The 17089-nt window shown below is 36.7% G+C and carries 15 protein-coding genes; 2 read left to right on the plus strand and 13 right to left on the minus strand.

What is annotated here, in order from left to right:
* From mreC to F1847_RS06300, 8 genes are read right to left on the minus strand one after another with little or no spacing between them, the layout of a single operon-like run.
* Positions 1-825 (minus strand): rod shape-determining protein MreC, encoded by an 825-nt coding sequence (mreC, locus tag F1847_RS06265; protein ID WP_150072222.1) that lies wholly within the window; start codon positions 823-825, stop codon positions 1-3.
* Between the two features lie 36 nt (positions 826-861).
* The gene (thrC, locus tag F1847_RS06270; RefSeq protein ID WP_150072223.1) at positions 862-2253 is read right to left on the minus strand and encodes a threonine synthase; all 1392 of its coding nucleotides are present in this window, start codon (positions 2251-2253) and stop codon (positions 862-864) included.
* Between the two features lie 11 nt (positions 2254-2264).
* Entirely contained in the window at positions 2265-2483 is a 219-nt protein-coding gene (locus tag F1847_RS06275) for a hypothetical protein (RefSeq protein WP_150072224.1), read from the minus strand.
* The gene (locus tag F1847_RS06280) at positions 2464-2871 is read right to left on the minus strand and encodes a DUF2703 domain-containing protein (RefSeq protein WP_150072225.1); all 408 of its coding nucleotides are present in this window, start codon (positions 2869-2871) and stop codon (positions 2464-2466) included. Before F1847_RS06280 ends, F1847_RS06275 begins: the two co-directional genes overlap by 20 nt.
* Positions 2868-3629: an MBL fold metallo-hydrolase gene (locus tag F1847_RS06285; RefSeq protein ID WP_150072226.1), complete on the minus strand. Its 762-nt coding sequence runs from the start codon at positions 3627-3629 to the stop codon at positions 2868-2870. The genes F1847_RS06280 and F1847_RS06285 overlap by 4 nt, the downstream gene beginning before the upstream one ends.
* Positions 3626-5134, minus strand: a complete 1509-nt coding sequence (locus tag F1847_RS06290) for a lipopolysaccharide assembly protein LapB (protein WP_150072227.1) — start codon at positions 5132-5134, stop codon at positions 3626-3628. The genes F1847_RS06285 and F1847_RS06290 overlap by 4 nt, the downstream gene beginning before the upstream one ends.
* Positions 5124-6494 (minus strand): L-seryl-tRNA(Sec) selenium transferase, encoded by a 1371-nt coding sequence (gene selA / locus F1847_RS06295; protein WP_150072228.1) that lies wholly within the window; start codon positions 6492-6494, stop codon positions 5124-5126. Before selA ends, F1847_RS06290 begins: the two co-directional genes overlap by 11 nt.
* Positions 6495-6496: 2 nt before the next feature.
* Complete coding sequence (locus tag F1847_RS06300) at positions 6497-7732, minus strand: aminotransferase class I/II-fold pyridoxal phosphate-dependent enzyme (RefSeq protein ID WP_240702772.1); 1236 nt, start codon at positions 7730-7732, stop codon at positions 6497-6499.
* Positions 7733-8083: 351 nt separating this feature from the next.
* Between F1847_RS06300 and F1847_RS06305 the strand changes: the two genes are divergently transcribed.
* Both F1847_RS06305 and F1847_RS06310 read left to right on the plus strand, forming a co-directional pair.
* Positions 8084-9886 (plus strand): cache domain-containing protein, encoded by a 1803-nt coding sequence (locus F1847_RS06305; RefSeq protein ID WP_150072229.1) that lies wholly within the window; start codon positions 8084-8086, stop codon positions 9884-9886.
* Complete coding sequence (locus F1847_RS06310; RefSeq protein ID WP_150072230.1) at positions 9876-11120, plus strand: hypothetical protein; 1245 nt, start codon at positions 9876-9878, stop codon at positions 11118-11120. Before F1847_RS06305 ends, F1847_RS06310 begins: the two co-directional genes overlap by 11 nt.
* Here F1847_RS06310 and flgL read toward each other — a convergent pair.
* From flgL to F1847_RS06335, 5 genes are read right to left on the minus strand one after another with little or no spacing between them, the layout of a single operon-like run.
* Positions 11117-12058, minus strand: coding sequence for a flagellar hook-associated protein FlgL (gene flgL, locus F1847_RS06315; protein WP_150072231.1), 942 nt, complete (start codon positions 12056-12058; stop codon positions 11117-11119). The two genes, F1847_RS06310 and flgL, sit on opposite strands and share 4 nt — an antisense overlap.
* A 19-nt stretch (positions 12059-12077) precedes the next feature.
* A complete protein-coding gene (gene flgK, locus F1847_RS06320; RefSeq protein WP_150072232.1) occupies positions 12078-15299 on the minus strand; it encodes a flagellar hook-associated protein FlgK in 3222 nt (1073 codons plus the stop codon).
* Positions 15300-15308: 9 nt separating this feature from the next.
* Positions 15309-15638, minus strand: coding sequence for a hypothetical protein (locus F1847_RS06325; RefSeq protein ID WP_150072233.1), 330 nt, complete (start codon positions 15636-15638; stop codon positions 15309-15311).
* A 19-nt stretch (positions 15639-15657) separates the two neighbouring features.
* A complete protein-coding gene (locus tag F1847_RS06330; RefSeq protein WP_150072234.1) occupies positions 15658-15978 on the minus strand; it encodes a hypothetical protein in 321 nt (106 codons plus the stop codon).
* 12 nt (positions 15979-15990) lie between these two features.
* Entirely contained in the window at positions 15991-17088 is a 1098-nt protein-coding gene (locus tag F1847_RS06335; RefSeq protein ID WP_150072235.1) for a flagellar basal body P-ring protein FlgI, read from the minus strand.
* Between the last annotated feature and the right edge of the window lies 1 nt (position 17089).

Below are 17089 nucleotides of genomic sequence, written 5' to 3' on the forward strand. Positions count from 1 at the left end.
TTAAAAATTGATTTCAGGAATTTTAGCCAAAACAAACACTAAGTCTATTCGATAAAGATCTACCAAAGGTGCTATTTCAGCCATTTTAAAAACACTCTGGGTTGGGTCTCTAGATACCTGAACTACTTTTCCTATCAAAATACCCGGAGGGAAAAGACCATCTTGGCCTGAAGTGAGAATTTCATCTTGCTCTTTAACCTGAGCATCACCTGGTAAATAATACACAAAAGGATGGGATTCAGACCTTCCTCTTAAAATACCTCGATCTCCTGTTCTTATAACCTTAACGTCTGCGGCAAAAGAGGGATGATTTATCAAAATAACCTTACTCCAGCAATTATAAACCTCTACCACTTGACCTATTAAAACCACCGCCTCACCTCCTGCCATAGCCAAAACAGGCATTTGAGGCATTACTCCATCTTTGCTTCCTTTGTCTATAAAAATGATGTCTGAAAAATAATCCAAAGGTTTGTAGATAATACGAGCAGCAATCTTTGGATAGTTAAACTGAGAAGATATACGATAAAACTTCTCTAATTCTGAATAAATCCTTTCCCTTTCTTTATATTGAGCCAGTTGAGCTTTTAAAAGCAGGTTCTCCTCTTTAAGCCTTTCGTTTTCTTTTCTAAGGTTTACTAAAAAAAAATAATTTTCTAAAAAACTTCTACTTTTTTCCCCAGAATAGGTAGAACCCTTCCAAAATGGGGAAAAAATCAAACCGGCTAATTCATTAAAAAAATAAGTTCTTTTAACGGCATACCAAACGACAACTAAGACTAAAAAACCCAAAATAACCACAATTTTCAGTTTATTTAATTTCATTTTTCGGTTATTTTTTTCGTTTTTTATACTTAAATCTTAAACGGCTTTATACTCAATATATTCCTTTACTTTGGCTACTGAGGCGGATAATATGTCATATTTTTGAGGAAGATGATAAAGTTTTTTTATCTCATCAGGAAGTTCAAACTCTATACCTAAAGCCTTACTTACTGTTTCAGGAAACTTAGCAGGATGGGCGGTAGCTAAACAAACTATAGGTATGTCCTTTTTAAACCGATAAGCTGCCTTTATTCCTACTGCAGTATGAGGGTCAAGAATATACCCTGTATTCTCATAAAAAGTTCTGATAGTCTCAAAGGTTTCCTCTTCAGTTGCTCGGTCGGAAAGAAAGTCTTGTTGGATTTTCTCAATTATGTTTTGGTCAAACTTTAAAGTCTTTTCAGAAGCAAACTTTTCCATAGCCTGTTTTGTCTTTTCTGAGTCTTCTCCTAATAGATAATAAAGATAGCGTTCAAAGTTGCTAGCTACCTGTATGTCCATGGAAGGGCTGATGGTAGGCTTTACTTGCCCTACTGAATAATCTCCAAAGTTAACAAACCTATAAAGGATATCGTTTTCATTGGTAGCTAAAATCAACTTAGGAACCCTTTCTTCTCCTAACATCTTCCTTGCCAAGTAACCGGCAAAAATGTCTCCAAAGTTTCCAGTAGGGACCGAAAACATAACCTGTTCTACCCCTTCTTTTTCACAAACCCTAAAATAAGCCCAGAAATAATAAACCATCTGTGCCATAACCCTTGCCCAGTTAATCGAGTTTATGGCTGTAAGCCTGTATCTTCTTTTAAAATCCAAATCCATAAAAATCTGTTTTACTATTGCTTGACAATCGTCAAAGGTACCTTCTATCGCTAAATTAAAAACGTTGTCATCGGTTACAGTGGTCATCATCAAAGCCTGGACTTCAGAAACTCTACGATGAGGATGAAGAATAAAAATGGCTATGTTCTTTTTACCTCTAACACCATAGATGGCTGCAGAACCAGTATCTCCTGAAGTAGCTCCAAGGATGTTAATCTTTTCTCCTGTTTCTAACAAAAGTTTTTCAAAAAGGTTCCCTAAAAATTGAAGGGCTACGTCTTTAAAAGCCCAAGTAGGACCATGAAAAAGTTCTAAAATATAAATGTCTCCTATTTTTACTACCGGGGTAACCTCTTTGGTTCTAAAAGTTTGATAAGAACGGTAGATGATTTCTTTTAAGGTATCTTCTAAAATATCGTCTACAAAATACCTAAAAACATTTAAAGCAAGTTCCTGATAAGAAAGGGTGCTCCATGTTTTTAGCTCTTCAGGGGTTAATCTTGGAACCTTCTCAGGAATTATCAAACCACCGTCAGGCGCAAGCCCTTCAAAAACAGTCTGCTTAAAAGGGATTTTTTCCATTCCTCCTCTGGTGCTGATGTACTTCATCTTTTTCTCCTTTAATATCCTTTAGTTTTTAAGACCTCTAAACGATTTTTCATTCGGTCTATAAACTGTCTAACCTCAGCCTTAAAATCAGCTAAACTTTGATGATTTTTCTGATAAACCTTTAAAAGCTCGTTTAACCAATACTCGGTAGTCTCTATTTCTTTTAAAGCAATTTCTTTTTGGACCTTTTGTTTTAACTTATTTAAAATTTTAGGGTCTATTCCCTCCATGATATAATCCCCCTATGTTAAACTTTTCTCGTATCACATTAAAAACCGCAGTAAGTATAAGATGCTCAGGTATCTCTTCTATCTTGTCCTTACACAACACATCGCATACTTTCCCACATATTCCGAAACAGAAACTCTGTCTTGTCTCTATGTCTAAAAGGTCTTCTATCGGTTTATCTTCTATCCAAACCCTTTTTTCCCAATCCTTAAGATCCTGAGGCCTTTTTTCAACCTCTCTTTTTTCAAATTCAACCTTAATTCCCATCCCAAATAAAATAGGTTCTAAGGTTTTAAGGGCTCTTTCTAAGTTTAAATAAGTTAGGTTAGTTCTTTCTGCAAAAGGATTCTCTTCTTTACTTTTTTGCCAAACTATCTTAAGGACCTTCATAAGGTTAGAACTGTAAAATCCTTAGCTAAAATTACTTCGCCTGAGAAGTACTTCTTTATTATAGCTGGTATTTCTTTTTTTTCACTATGGGGGTAAAAATGAGAAAGAACAAGTTTGCTTACCTTACTTTCTTCTGCAATCATTCCAGCTTCTTCAGGAGAAAGATGCCCTTCTACTTTTAGGTCCTCTGAATTAGCGCATTCCAAAATAAGTATATCTGCTTTTTTGGCAAGTCTTATAAGGGTATCACAAAAACCTGTATCTCCAGAATAAGCAAGGCTTTTCCCTTGGGATTCCAATCTTATAGCTATGCTTTCTGGGTTATGTTTCACCGGGGATGTTTTAGCTTTAAAAGGCCCTATTAAAAATTCGTAGCTTTCTACCAACGGAAGCTCTACCAACTTAAAAGCTTCCTTAGGTGGTTCAACCCAACGGTTAAAGGCTTGATTTAATTTCTCAAGGAAGCTAAAAAAACCGACAGGAGCATAAACATATACCGGTTGAACCCTTTTATACCCAAGTTTATACCTACTGGCAAAAAAGAAAGGGATGATGTCAGAAATATGGTCTGGATGAAAATGAGAAATGAAAATCGCTGAGATGTCTTCTAACTTGTACCCCAGTTTCAAAAACTGTTTTAGAACCCCATATCCCAGGTCAAGAACCAACAAAAAACCTTCTTCTTCTAATAGATAGCCTGGGGCATTTCTGTCAAGCCTTATCCATCCAGTGCCTGAGCCTAAGACCGTTAGTTTCATCTAAACTCAATTCCAAACTCTTCTATTAACTTTTTCTTTTCTTTCTCAGTGAGAAGTTTTTTTGCCTCTTCTTTTAATAAATCACAAACCTCTTTTTCTTTGTTGAAATAAACATAAAGCCAGGCCAAAAAGCCTAAAGTTTCTCCGTCTCTTTCTGGAAGATTTAATGTCCTTTTTAACAATTCAAAGGCCTGCTCATATTTCTTTTGATAAAAATAAAGCTTTCCTAAATATAATTGTTCTTTAGGTGTTAAGTCATCGATACCCGAAAAGACCTCTTCTAATTCTTGATAAGCCCCTGTATCCCATAAAAACTTTATTAAAGCCTCTCTAAAAAGAGTATTTTTTGGTTCCAAAAGATGAGCTTTGTAAAAATGGTATCTACTTTTTTCATAGGCCTCTTTTTGATAATAAATCAACCCTAAGTTATAATGAAGGGCAGGGTCTTCTTTTTCACATCCACAAAGATGGGACTTTAATATCTCTTCTGCCTGGTCAAACTCCCCTAAGAGATAATAAATAGCCCCTTTACTCAAAGCAAGCTCTATAGGCTGTTTAGTAAAACCCTCTGCTAAATCATAATATTTTAATGCCTTGCCTAAATCTTCCCATTCATAATAAAGGTCTCCTAAAACATGATAGGTAAACCCTTCAAAAAACACCTTTTGTTCTGTTTTTAGCCTTCTTGCATGTTCAAGGGCCGAAAGAGCATACATCAAAGGAGAAGCCCCTTCTACTTGATAAACCCTCCAAATCTCCTTAGAAAGGATCCCTACTTTTCTAAAAAGAGCCTCAACTCTCTCTAAAAGTTTATTAACATCACCTTTTCCAACCAATAAAAACTCTTGGGGACTTTCCTTTATTATTAATATTTTTATATCTTTAAACAAATCCTCTGGGATAGGTCCTTTTTTGTCTGCTAAAAGTAAAAAATCTCCTTCTGCCAAAAATTTTTCTTCAATCTCTTCAACTAAACTTAAATCTTCAAAAGGAAGATAATCTTTAAGTCTTTCTTGAGTTTGTAAGGTAAACCTACTGAAGTCTAAACGCTGAGGGGGTTCTAAAAACCGGTGATAATCGTTAAGACTTCCCAGTTCTATTTCCACAGCTAAAAAAGGAATTTCTTGTTTCCATAACAAAAAAAGAAGTTTGTTAAACCCTCCCCATGAAAGGGGATAAAAAAACAGGTTTTCCTCTATGTTAATTAACGAAAACTCTAACAATTTAGGATTAAATTCTTTTGATAATTTCAAAAGATATCCTTTTACTTTTTCTCTTTCAAGTACTAAAGATAATATTTCTTTTTTAAAAATATTACCTTCTACCCTTTCCAATAAAAATCTTTCCATCAATAAAAGTGGTAAAAGCTTTTGATTGGGATAGATTTTTAAGAGGTCTGTGGTAGAATGGATAAAAAGGTCTTCTGGGGTTAAACCTTCTCCAGAAAAAGTTTCTTTTAGATATGGGAAAAACCAATCCCAGTTGGCAGGAACTTTAAACCCCATCTTTTAACCTCTTAAAGGCCTTTAAGATTTCTGGATAATCTTGTTTAAAAAGACATCTTGGGTCTATTACCAAAAAATCTTCTTCTATCCTAGTAATAATAGGAGGCTGGTTTTTTCTTAAAAATTCTTGCAACCTTTGAGGAGAAACTTTTTCTGAATAAACCCCTACTACAAAAGAAGGTAAGTCTAACAAAGGCAAAGAACCACCTCCGGTCTTTCCTGAACTTTCCAGCACTTTAAACTGAAACCCTTCTAGCCCAAGCTTCTTTAAACGATTAGCTAGTTTAATAGCCTCTTTTTTAAGTTGTTCTTTAGGGGTTAGGATCATTTTTAAAGTAGGAATGTACTCTCTGGCTAAGTTTTCGTCTCGATAAAGTCTTAAGGTGACTTCTAAGCCTGCTAAAGTAAGTTTATCTATCCTCAAAGCACGGTTTAAAGGATTTTTTCGGATTTTTTCTATAAGATCCTTTTTACCAAGGATAATACCTGCTTGAGGACCACCTAAAAGTTTGTCCCCAGAAAAGGTAACGATGTCTACCCCTGCAGCTAATATTTCTTTAACCGTTGGTTCTTTTGGATACCCATATTTGGACAAATCTATCAAACAACCGCTTCCCAAATCCTCCATTACCGGTAAGTTGTATTTTCTTCCTAAGACTACCAACTCTTCTGAACTTACTTCTTTAGTAAAACCAACGATAGCAAAGTTGCTCTTATGCACTTTAAGTAGTAATCCTGTATTTTCGTTTATAGCTTTTTCGTAGTCATAAAGATGGGTTTTGTTGGTAGTTCCTACCTCACGAAGGATACAGCCAGCCCATTTCATTACCTCAGGAATCCTAAATGAACCGCCTATTTCTACTAATTCGCCCCTGGAAACGATGACTTCTTTCCCAAAAGCTAATGTATTAAGAGATATCAAGACGGCTGAGGCGTTGTTGTTAACTACTATCGCCCCTTCTGCTCCGGTAATCTCTTTAAGGATTTCCTCTACATGAACATATCTACTTCCCCTTTTTCCTTCTTCTAAGTTAAACTCTAAGTTACTATAAAACTTAGCTACTTTTACTATCTCTTCTATAGCTTTTTCTGCTAAAGGTGCTCTTCCTAAATTGGTGTGGATTACTACTCCTGTAGCATTAATTACTCTTTGTAAAGAGGGTTTTTCATAATCTTCAAAAACCTGTTTGATATAATTTAAAAGACATTCCTCGGTAAGCTCTTTTAACTCACCTTTTTGCCATTTTTCCCTTATAAAATTGGTTACCCTACGTGCAGGTTCAGTAAAATAACTTAAGGGATATCCTGGATAAAGCCGAGAAAGACGTTCTTTAACTTCATTAACCGAAGGGATCCTCATGTCTAAAGAAATTTCTTCACAAACCTTTCTATCCTTTCTAAAGCCTTTATAATTACAGATTCTTCTGGAAGAAAGATGATACGAAAATGCTGGCTGTTAGGTTTTTGACCAAAGCCACTACCGTGAACTAATACCACCCCTTCTTCTAAAATCAACCTTTTAACAAAATCTAAATCTTGGATCCCAGGAATTTCAAACCTTGGAAAAGCATAAAAAGCCCCTTTAGGTTTTACACAAGAAAGCATAGGAATAAGGTTTATTCCATCTATTAAGAGGTCCCTTCTTTTTCTAAGTTCAAAGATTACCTGTTTTATGTAATGGTTTTCATTGTTAAGGGCTGCTGGGATGGCAAACTGAAGAGGATGGGAAGCACAAAGGCGGGTACGGGCAAGTTTATGTATAGCCTCTATGTAATCTTTAAGCATTTCTTCAGGGCCAGAAACTATACCCCAACCTATTCTAAACCCAGGAGCAAAATAGTTTTTAGAAAGACCATTAAAAGTTATCACAGGGACTTCATCTGTTAAAGCCGCTATAGAAACATGCTCTAAATCCTCTTCTAAAACAAATTGGTCATAGATTTCATCAGAAAGCACCACAAGATGGTATCTTTCTGCTATGTCTAAAATTTGTTCTAAAGTCTTTTTAGAATAAATTGCTCCTGTAGGATTGTTGGGATTTATAAGCACTATAGCTTTGGTCCTTTTATCTATTAAAGGTTCTATAGAATCTATCTCTATTTCCCAGTCTTTCTCTTCGTCAAGATAGTAGAAGCGAGGTTCGATCTGAAATTTAGCTACTATAGCCTGATAGAGAGGATAACAAGGGGAAGGCAAAAGAATGTTATCTCCAGGATTTGCTAAGGCTGAAATAGCAAATTCTATTGCTTCAGATGCCCCCTGCGTGATGTAGATATCCACCGGTTTAATACCCTTCTTAAGGGCATAACCTCTTATAGCTTCTATAGCTTCAGATATTCCGGTAGATTCTGAATAAGAGTTTAGATTGTTTAAAAGAGCCTCACAAGCTGCTTTAACGATATGCTCTGGTGTTTTAAACCCGTATTTAACCGGGTCTCCTATGTTAAGACAGATAAGGTCTTTTCCCGCTCTTTTGGCTTCTAACGAAGCCTCAACGATATCTCTAATGGCATACTCTACACCATAGGTCCTTTCTGCAGGGAAAATTTTAAAGGTGTTATCCATCTCCTTTATTACCCTTTCTAAGTTTAAGCTCATATTGAAGATTTATAATCCTACTAAAAAAAGATTTGTCAACCCCCCTTTGGGTTAATAAGTTTAAAAATTTTTGTAAAAATATACCCCCTACAAGTCCTCAAGTAGGAGGTCATCTACTTTTTATTCATCGAAAAAAAATTTTATACCCGTTCTGTTTGATAAGAAAATTTTACAGCTCCCATCTATAACTTGATTTTTAACCAATTGATTTTAAATTTAAAATTTAATAATTCTTTAGGTAAGGGTAATACCGCCTGCTGGGGAAAACCCTTACCCTTAAAGGCGGGATAAAAATACCCCAGCCCAAGAGGTTTTAAATTAATTACCTCTTGGTAAATAAAGGGTTCTGGAATGCTAAAATTTAAACCTAACAAGGAAAATTACATCTTAAGAGACACTGATAACCCAAATCTTTTTAAAGATTTTTTTCCTTATGTAGAACCTCCCAGGATTTTTTTTGATGGAAAATATATTCCTCCCCAGCCGGCTAAAAATTTTTACATAACTGATACTACTTTTAGAGACGGTCAACAAGCAAGGGTACCTTATACTCCTGAACAAATAGAAACCCTTTATAAATTTTTACACAAACTCAGCGGACCTAAAGGAATAATAAGAAAGACTGAGCTTTTCCTCTATACCCAAAAAGACCGAGAGGCCTTAGAAAGATGTCTCGCTTTAGAATACCAATACCCTGAAATAACAGGATGGATAAGGGCTAATAAAAATGACCTAAAATTGGTAAAAGAAGCCGGTCTTAAAGAAACGGGTATTCTTACCTCTTGTTCTGATTACCACATTTTTTTAAAGCTCAAAAAAACTAGAAAACAAGCTTTAGAGGACTATTTGGCTATAATCAAAGAGGCCCTTTCCTTAGGTATCCGTCCAAGATGCCATTTTGAAGATATTACCAGGGCAGACATCTATGGATTTGTGATACCTTTTGCTATAGAGCTTATGAAACTTAGAGAAGAAAGTGGGATAGATATAAAAATAAGACTTTGCGATACCTTAGGTTTAGGGGTGCCTTATCCTGAAGCCGCCTTACCTGTAAGCGTGCCTAAGCTTATAAGGGCTTTAATAGAAGAGGCTGGGGTTCCTGAAGAACTACTTGAATGGCATGGCCATAATGACTTCTACAAATCGGTAATAAATGCTACCGCCGCCTGGCTTTACGGATGTACTTATGTTAACACCTCCCTTCTTGGTATAGGAGAAAGGACCGGTAATACCCCCCTTGAAGCCATGGTTTTTGAATATATTGCTTTAAAAGGCACAACCGATGGAATGGAGGTTTCAGTAATTACAGACATCGTAAATTATTATAAAAAAGAACTTCATGAAAAAATACCTTCAAGACAGCCTTTGGTGGGAGAAGAGTTTAACGCTACTAAAGCAGGTATCCATATAGATGGATTGATAAAAAACGAAGAAATTTACAACTCTTTTGACACCTTACGGGTGCTTAAAAGGCCTATTCAAATTATCATTACTGATAAAAGCGGAACCGCTGGTATTGCTTACTGGATTAACATGCATTTTGGGCTTACTGGAGAAAAACAAATCGATAAAAGGCACCCAGGAGTGGCAAAAATTTACAAAAAAATCATCGAGGAATACGAAAAAGGTAGGGTTACCCCTATTTCAAACGAAGAAATGCTGGCTTATACCAAAAAATATCTTCCTGAACTCTTTGTGTCTGAGCTTGACCACCTAAGAGATTATGTAATCCAGCTTATGTCCCATTATCTTGAGGACCTTTCACAAGAAAAAGAAATATCTACCCTACAGGCAAAAGAAATAAAGCCTGTGCTTAAAAAGTTTTTAGAAGAACATCCTTATGTACAGTTTATCTATATAGTAGATACTGAAGGCAAACCAATCATAGGTGTAAGTAATGACATAGAGTACCTCCAGAAATTTGAAGAACTTCTTAGAACTGAAACTTTTGAAAATAGAGAATGGTTTAAAGTGCCGTTGAAAACAGGGAAAACTTATATTTCTAAATTTTATACCTCGAGAATCACAGGAAATCTCTGCATCACTCTTTCTATACCTATAAGAAATAAATACGAAGAAATCATCGGAATCCTTGGTATGGACATAAAGTTTGAAGACGTAGTAAAGATGGAAAACGGATCTTATGAAAAATAGACTTATATGGTGGATTTTACTTCTCTTTTTAGCCTTAGCAGGAATATCTCCTGCTAAGGCCTCTGAGACCTCAGAGGGTATCCCTGTTATCACTGTCGAAGGTCAATCTTTTGGAAAAGTTTTGGTTAGGGTTCCTGATTTTAAAGGAGATTCCTCTCTTTCAGCCAAACTTACTCCTCTTCTAAGAAAAATGATTAATCTCCATCTTTTTGTGCTGGCAACCCCTAACCCTCCTTTTTCTCAATCGTTATCCAGAGAATATTATCTCACAGGAAGTTTTACTCTAACCTCTTCCGGAATAACCCTTACGGCTCAACTTGAAGACTTGGTTGAGAAAAAAATCATAAAAGAATACCGTTTAGAAGGTACGCTTTCTCAATCAGAAAGGCTTATTTATCTTCTTGCAGATAAAGTGATAGAGGAACTTTCTAACCATAAAGGTATAGCTTACTCTAAAATAGCCTTTGTAAAAAGGTCCTTAGGAAAAGACCGGTTATACCTCTCTGATTTTTCCAAAGAAAACCCTAAGGAATTAAGGACAGCCCCTCTTATTTTATTCCCTAAGTTTTCTCCCTCTGGCCAAAAGATTGCCTACTTAGTCTATGAAAAAAAACAATATGCTTTAGAGATTTTAGACCTTAAAACAGGTGAAACCAAGGTATTTTGGATAAAGGGTATAAGCTCTACCCCTGTATGGAGCCCAGATGAAAAAAATCTTTTCTTAACCATAGAATACCAAGGAGAAATAGGGATCTATAGGTTTAGTTTAGAAAAGCAGAGCCTTGAACCGATGTTAAAAGGAGGTGGGGTCTACCAAGTAGCTGATGTCTCGAAAGATGGAAAAAAGCTTCTTTATGTTCATGACCGCAGAACAGGAAAACCTACCATAAATCTTTTTGACTTAGAAACTAAACAAGATAAAAAAATTTCTACCATCAGGGCTTATAATACCTCTCCCAGATTTTCACCAAAGGAAGATAAAGTTCTCTACCTCTCAAGGGGAGGAGGTTTGACCTATTTGATTTTACATGACCTTAATACTGGGAATGTAAAAAAGATCCTTTTTAAAGGCCGGTTAGAAGACCCTACCTTTTCTCCAACTGGAGATTATCTCCTTGCCTTTGGGGAAGGTCCTCAGGGCTATGGAATATACCTTATTCACTTAAACTCTCACCTAACCCATCTTTATATCTCGGGAAAAAATTTCCTCTTTCCCACTTGGACTAAACTTTAAACATACTTAACCAGGCTCATACCACTTACCATAGCGGTAGCCTTTAATGCTGCGTCATAGGCAATAGAAAGCTGTTGCATCTTGGTTGCAAGCTCAGCCAAATCAGCGCTTTCAACCTCTCCTAAATTATTCTCTAAGGTCTGTTTAAAGTCTATATACAGCTCTTTTTTGGTCTCAAGATGGGATATCTGTGCCCCTACCAAACCTCTTTTGGCTGCAATATGGTTATAAACCTCGTCAAGCTTTCCTATAAATTCCTGGATGTTATAGGTTTCTTGTTGATAGTCTATTTGGTTATCCTTTAAAAGAAGCCTTTTTAAACCTATAAGGGTTTCAAAAATTCCTGAATCCATAAATATTTTTTGTCCGTTTTCTCCCAGTTTTATCTGCATACCTTTATCATAGCTTATAGAAAAATCCTCAACCGAACCGTTATAAACCACCTTTTCTATTGTCTGTCCGTTAGGAAGGGTTTCTTTGGTTAACTGAAAAGGAAAAGCCCCTGGAGGGAAACCGCTGGTTTTCTGTCCTGAAAAAAGATATTTTTCTCCTAATTGAGAGTTAGCCAAAGATAAAACTGCCTGAAAAATTTTATCTATTTCTTCTGCGGTGGCCTTCCTTGCGTTTATATCCTGGGTTGCGTTCGCTGCTTGGATGGCAAGCACCTTAGCCCTTGCCACCAAGTCTTCAACCTGACCTAAAGTAGCTTCTTGTGTTTTTAAAAAGGCAAGGCCTTCATCTATAGCCTTTTGGTATTTTTCTATCCTGTTGATACCTTGTTTATAGTTAAGGGAAATGACTACGTCAGAAGGGCTATCAGAAGGTCTGGTAAAATTCTTACCGGAAGAAATTTTAAGCTGGGTAAGGTTTAATTCAGAAGAAAGACGGTTTAGGTCGGCAAGCACGCTGTTATATTTGGTATTAAACCCTATCCTCATGGTTTTAACCTCTCAAAATTTAACGTTTAGCGTTAATAAGGTTTTCTAACATATCCTCTACTGAGGTTAAAAGTTTAGCCGCTGCAGCAAAGGCCTGTTGGTATTTTATAAGGTTTGTCATCTCCTCATCTAAAGAAACTCCAGAAACACTGTCTTTTATGGCCTTTATCTGTGAGATAAGGGTTTCTAAGAAGCTTTTACTATCTTTTACCGCCTTAGTGGCTGCCCCAACCTCTCCTATCAAGCTTGAATAATAGTCTTCAAGGGTGGCATAATTTAGACTTTTTCTGGTAACAGAAGCAAGGTCAGCTATAGCCTGGGCTGTTCTGTTGTCCCCTCGCTTAAACTCATAACCTTTAAGTTTATTGATAAACCCTTGGTCAAAGCTTTTTTGAATATAGTTGGTTCCGTATGAGGTTTCGTCTTGAACTACAAAAGTTGCTGTCTGGTAAAGACCAGTAGTTTCTATTATCAGTTTCCCCTCCCTATCAAGCCTTGCAGAAAGCCCATAACGTGCATTTTCAGGAGAGTTAATCTCTTTTATCACGTCTAAAATAGTTTTTCCGTCATCAAGCCTTATTCTAAAGGTGTCTATGTAATCTCCCTTTTTATCAAAGAGATAAAAAGAAAGATAATCTTCTCTTGTGTTATCTAAGATAAAGTCTTCAAAACCGGTAGAAACTCTATTAATACTAACATCTGGGTCTCCTCTAAACGAAGGTATATACATATTTTGTGTAGTCAAAAAATCTATAAATCCGTTGGTTGAACTGTTATCACCTATCTCAAAGGCATAGGTTTTGGTCTGGTTGGGTTCAAGGCTAATGACTGCCTTTCCGTCTGCGTCAATGTATGCTCTAATATAAGGGAGCCTGTCTATTTTAGAAAAAATAGACGATAAAGTTTCGTTTGTTCTTACAGAAACTTCTACAAAATACTCACCAGAAGGAGAAAGGTTCCATCTATAGGAAGAACCAAAGTAGGTGTTTTGAGCTAACTCATCTGAATTAAAGGTTAAACTACTATCGCCAGGGTTTTTATTTTCTATGATCAACATCCCGTTTTTTATATAAACCTCAACCGTATTATTATAAGTAGTTTTTATACTATTCATAAGGTCTTTTACCGTAGAAAAGGGAGAAACTTGAAAACTTCCGCTTACAGCCGTTCCATCATAAAGGGTCCCGTTATAGGTTATGATAGTATTATTGGCAAACCCAAGGTCTGTTAGCTTGATCTCTTCTGAGACGTTTCCTTCTAATACAAAAAACACCTTTTCGTTTGATGGATTTTGGTCAAACAGCGATACCTGGTTGATTTTATCGTCATAAAACCTAAGAAAAATTTTGCTAAGACTATTATCAAAAGTTTGATTAGCATCTATCGTAGTAAAGCTTTTATAGACCTTAAAAAGAGAAGTTTCTGTTCTAAAAGAAGCTAAGTCCATCTTGCCTGAGGCTATTAACTCTGGTTTGAGCACGAAAACATTGTTTACCGACAGGTCTTCTGGGTCTGTACCTAAAAAAAACAGGTTTATTCCTGTAGAAAGAAGAATACCTGAAGTATCGTTTGAAAAGGCATAAGCAAAACCTTCTTTAGCCTGAAAAACAAGCTTTCCTCCTCTTACCAAAGCTTTAAGATACTGAGCGTTCGGGTTTGCAGGATCATAAAAACCTGCCTGCTGTAGGCCTTCGTTAATTCTATTTGCCAGGTCATCAAGAGTAGCGTTTACGCTTAAACCTTCAACCGAAATTTTTACAGGAACTATCTGCCCTTGAGGATTTTTAACCCAAACATAAAAAAATCCTGTTAATTCTGTACCTGAAGGATTTTTAGAAAGGTCTAAAAAATACGGCAGTTCTTTGAGATATTGTTTGACAGAGTAGGCCCCTTCCAGCTCTCCTTCATAGAAGGTTAATCCAACCCCTTGGGTATGAAGTTCGTTAACTGCTTTTACCAGTTCTTCACCAAAAAGTTTTAACTTTCCGGCTAAATTTAGCTCTTCCACCCTCCTTTGATAAGCTGGGTCTGAAAAACCTCCAAAATCAACAGGACCACTCATAGAGAACTCAAGTTTACCAGGTCCTCTAAAGTTGTCCTCTATAAAAAGCCTCCCATCTTTTATGTAGGCTTTAACCGTGTAATTATAAAGCTCCTCTATTTTATCTAAAAGATCTCTCAAGGTAGCATTAGGAGTGGTAGTAAGGTCATAACTAATACTTCCTGAAACACTGTTTCCAAGGTGGTCTGTGCCTGTAATATTAAAGTTTACTATACCTGAAAGGCCTAAGTCTGAAAGTTTATCACCTTCCGAAATCAATTTTCCGAAAAGATTATAGTTTATTTTGTTTCCTGAGACATACTCATAATTGTATTTATCTGAGAGCTGTTCCAGAAGTCTTAACCAACCACCTAATTCTCCAGAAGACACTTCTTTGCTTGAAAGAGGCACTTTTGCCCCTGAAGAATCGACCCAATACAGGTCAGTCCCGGAAATTTCAAGCTTCCATGTTCTATCTAAGTTTACCAAATTAAAACCTTTACCTAAAACTACATTATATGCACCTTCTTTGGTTTCAAAATACTGAATAGAAGCTAACTGAGAAAGTTGTCTAATAAGGGCATCCCTTTGGTCTCTAAGGTCATTAGCGGTTTTTCCACCAGACTCAAGGGCGGTAATCTGTAAGTTTAGTTCGGCAATTTGAGAAGATATTTTATTGATGTTATCTGCCATGTTTTTCAATTTAAGACCTATCTGAGTTTCAAGGTCTCTGAGACCTTGAAACTTGCTTTTAAGAATCTCGGTTATCAATTTTCCGTTTTCCAAAACCTGTGTTCTTGCAGCCAAGTTTTCAGGAGCGTTGGCTAAGGATTGCCAAGAAGCCCAAAAGTTCTTTAAAACGGAAGTAAGTCCTACTCCCTCGGTTACCTCGTTAAAAAGGCTCTCTAAAACATTAAGCCCAGCTTCTTCTGCATTATAAAGTCCAAAATCAGTATACTTAAGGTTAAGGTTTCTTTCTAAAAAACTATCAAAGTATCGTTTTATGTAGTCTATCCTTACTCCAGTGCCTATAGGTCCTACAGGAGAAGGGCTTGGAGGATAAGTAGTTTCCACTACTTTTTGCCTAGAATAGGCTTCGTTGTTTACGTTAGAAATGTTATGTCCTATAACCTGGGTAGCCAACTGAAAGGCAAGCAAAGAATTTTTAGCGATGTTTAAAGTACTTGTAAGCCCAGCCATAAAACACTCTTAAGCTGATTTGGAAATAACCCTTGGGGATTGATGTGAAACCTTACCATAGGTGGTCTTTTGCTGGCAAAGCATATTACTCAAAAAACTGTAAGCCTCTTCTACAAAATTAAGCCCTGCTTGGATTATCAGCTTATTTTTCTCATTTATCTGAAAAATTTCTTTTAACATCTCTTGCTCTTCCTTGGTAAAATCTTTATCTTTTAAAAAATTAGCCAGTCTTGCTTTATAAGAAGCCCATTTAAGTATTTCCTCTACCGCACCCTTCATAAGTGCTCTTTTTTCTTTCTCTAATGTCTCTTTTAACTCGATCAACTCTTTTCTCACCATTCTAAAATCACCTCCCTATTTATTTATCGGATTTTTCTATTCTGTTCTTTAGATAGGTACTTTTTAAAAGATTTTGATAAAGGTAGTCTCCTAAACTTTTTGGCCTTCCGGCTAATGTCCTTCCTACTTCTTGATAAAGAAAATCTTGATAAATCTTTTTCTCAAGGGTTTCAGGAAAAAGATTGCTTTTCCATATAGACTGATCAAAATTCTTTAAAATTTCATACCAGATAAGCGACTCAAACTCATTGCAAAGGGTTTTAAGCGCTGCCTTAGGGTCTTTTTTAGCTAAAGTGTTTATCTCCTTAAGGTTTTGGTAATAAATACCATAAGCCTTCATATATAAACCCCTTTATATGATTACCAAGTCTGCGTGTAAAGCACCTGCAGCTTTTATAGCCTGCAAGATAGCGATAAGCTCTCTTGGGGTTGCCCCTACCGCATTAAGCGCCCTCACCAGTTCTCCTAAGGTTACCCCTTCTTCTAAAACCACAATCTTTGCCTTCTGTTCCTTAGCCTGTAGCTCCGTCCTAGGAGTAACCACAGTCTCTCCAGGGGAAAGAGGATAGGGCTGAGAAACCTCTAGGGTTTCTTTAATCTCTACGCTTAAATTTCCATGGGCTACCGCTACCTTTGCAATCTTTACGTTTTCTCCGATGATAACCGTCCCGGTTTTTTCGTCTATCACCACCTTAGCAGGAGCATCAGGTATTACCTCAAGGTTACCTATCTCTCCTAAAAGCTTTACTACCTTTCTTTGATAATTAGGAGGAACGGTTAATTCTATGTTTTTAAGGTCTAAAGCCTTGGCATAGTTTCCTTTTAAATAAGCATTGATATTCTCTACCGTCCTTGCAGTAGTAGTAAAATCCTCAGTCTTTAAAGTAAGGACTATTTTTGAGAGGCTGTTTAGGTCTTCCATCGGAACCTCCCTTTCTACGATGGCTCCGTTAGGGATTTTACCTACGGTAGGATGGTTTACCTGCACCTGAGCCCCACCTCCCTGGGCACCAAAACCACCTATAGAAATCGGACCTTGAGCTAAGGCATAAACCTGTCCGTCAGGACCTTTTAAAGGGGTCATAAGCAACGTCCCCCCCTGAAGGCTCTTCGCATCCCCTATAGCAGAAACCTCTACGTCAATCCTTTGTCCAGGCCTAGCATAAGGAGGGAGATAGGCAGTAACCATCACCGCAGCCACGTTTTTTAATTTTACCTGTTCCTTAGGGACTAAAATACCAAACCTTTCAAGCATGTTTACTATGGACTGCACGGTAAACTTGGTCTGGTCTCCGTCTCCGGTCTGTTTAAGACCAACCACTAACCCATAACCTACCAAAAAATTACCTCTTACCCCTTCTACTTCACTTATGTCTTTTAGCCTTACAGAAAAGGCCTGTTCTACCAAGAAAAGAATTAATAAGATTAAAAAACAGCATATCTTCTTCATA

Origin of the sequence: Thermodesulfobacterium sp. TA1 (assembly GCF_008630935.1) — a bacterium.
In the GTDB taxonomy this organism is placed as follows: domain Bacteria; phylum Desulfobacterota; class Thermodesulfobacteria; order Thermodesulfobacteriales; family Thermodesulfobacteriaceae; genus Thermodesulfobacterium.

Coding starts and splice junctions, on each gene's coding strand:
- F1847_RS06325 (WP_150072233.1), bottom strand. CDS start 15,638: ATGGTGAGAAAAGAGTTGATCGAGTTAAAAGAGACATTAGAGAAAGAA.
- selA (WP_150072228.1), bottom strand. CDS start 6,494: ATGAGGATCCCTTCGGTTAATGAAGTTAAAGAACGTCTTTCTCGGCTT.
- F1847_RS06275 (WP_150072224.1), bottom strand. CDS start 2,483: ATGGAGGGAATAGACCCTAAAATTTTAAATAAGTTAAAACAAAAGGTC.
- F1847_RS06335 (WP_150072235.1), bottom strand. CDS start 17,088: ATGAAGAAGATATGCTGTTTTTTAATCTTATTAATTCTTTTCTTGGTA.
- mreC (WP_150072222.1), bottom strand. CDS start 825: ATGAAATTAAATAAACTGAAAATTGTGGTTATTTTGGGTTTTTTAGTC.
- F1847_RS06300 (WP_240702772.1), bottom strand. CDS start 7,732: ATGAGCTTAAACTTAGAAAGGGTAATAAAGGAGATGGATAACACCTTT.
- F1847_RS06310 (WP_150072230.1), top strand. CDS start 9,876: ATGAAAAATAGACTTATATGGTGGATTTTACTTCTCTTTTTAGCCTTA.
- F1847_RS06280 (WP_150072225.1), bottom strand. CDS start 2,871: ATGAAGGTCCTTAAGATAGTTTGGCAAAAAAGTAAAGAAGAGAATCCT.
- F1847_RS06330 (WP_150072234.1), bottom strand. CDS start 15,978: ATGAAGGCTTATGGTATTTATTACCAAAACCTTAAGGAGATAAACACT.
- F1847_RS06285 (WP_150072226.1), bottom strand. CDS start 3,629: ATGAAACTAACGGTCTTAGGCTCAGGCACTGGATGGATAAGGCTTGAC.
- F1847_RS06305 (WP_150072229.1), top strand. CDS start 8,084: ATGCTAAAATTTAAACCTAACAAGGAAAATTACATCTTAAGAGACACT.
- flgL (WP_150072231.1), bottom strand. CDS start 12,058: ATGAGGATAGGGTTTAATACCAAATATAACAGCGTGCTTGCCGACCTA.
- F1847_RS06290 (WP_150072227.1), bottom strand. CDS start 5,134: ATGGGGTTTAAAGTTCCTGCCAACTGGGATTGGTTTTTCCCATATCTA.
- flgK (WP_150072232.1), bottom strand. CDS start 15,299: ATGGCTGGGCTTACAAGTACTTTAAACATCGCTAAAAATTCTTTGCTT.
- thrC (WP_150072223.1), bottom strand. CDS start 2,253: ATGAAGTACATCAGCACCAGAGGAGGAATGGAAAAAATCCCTTTTAAG.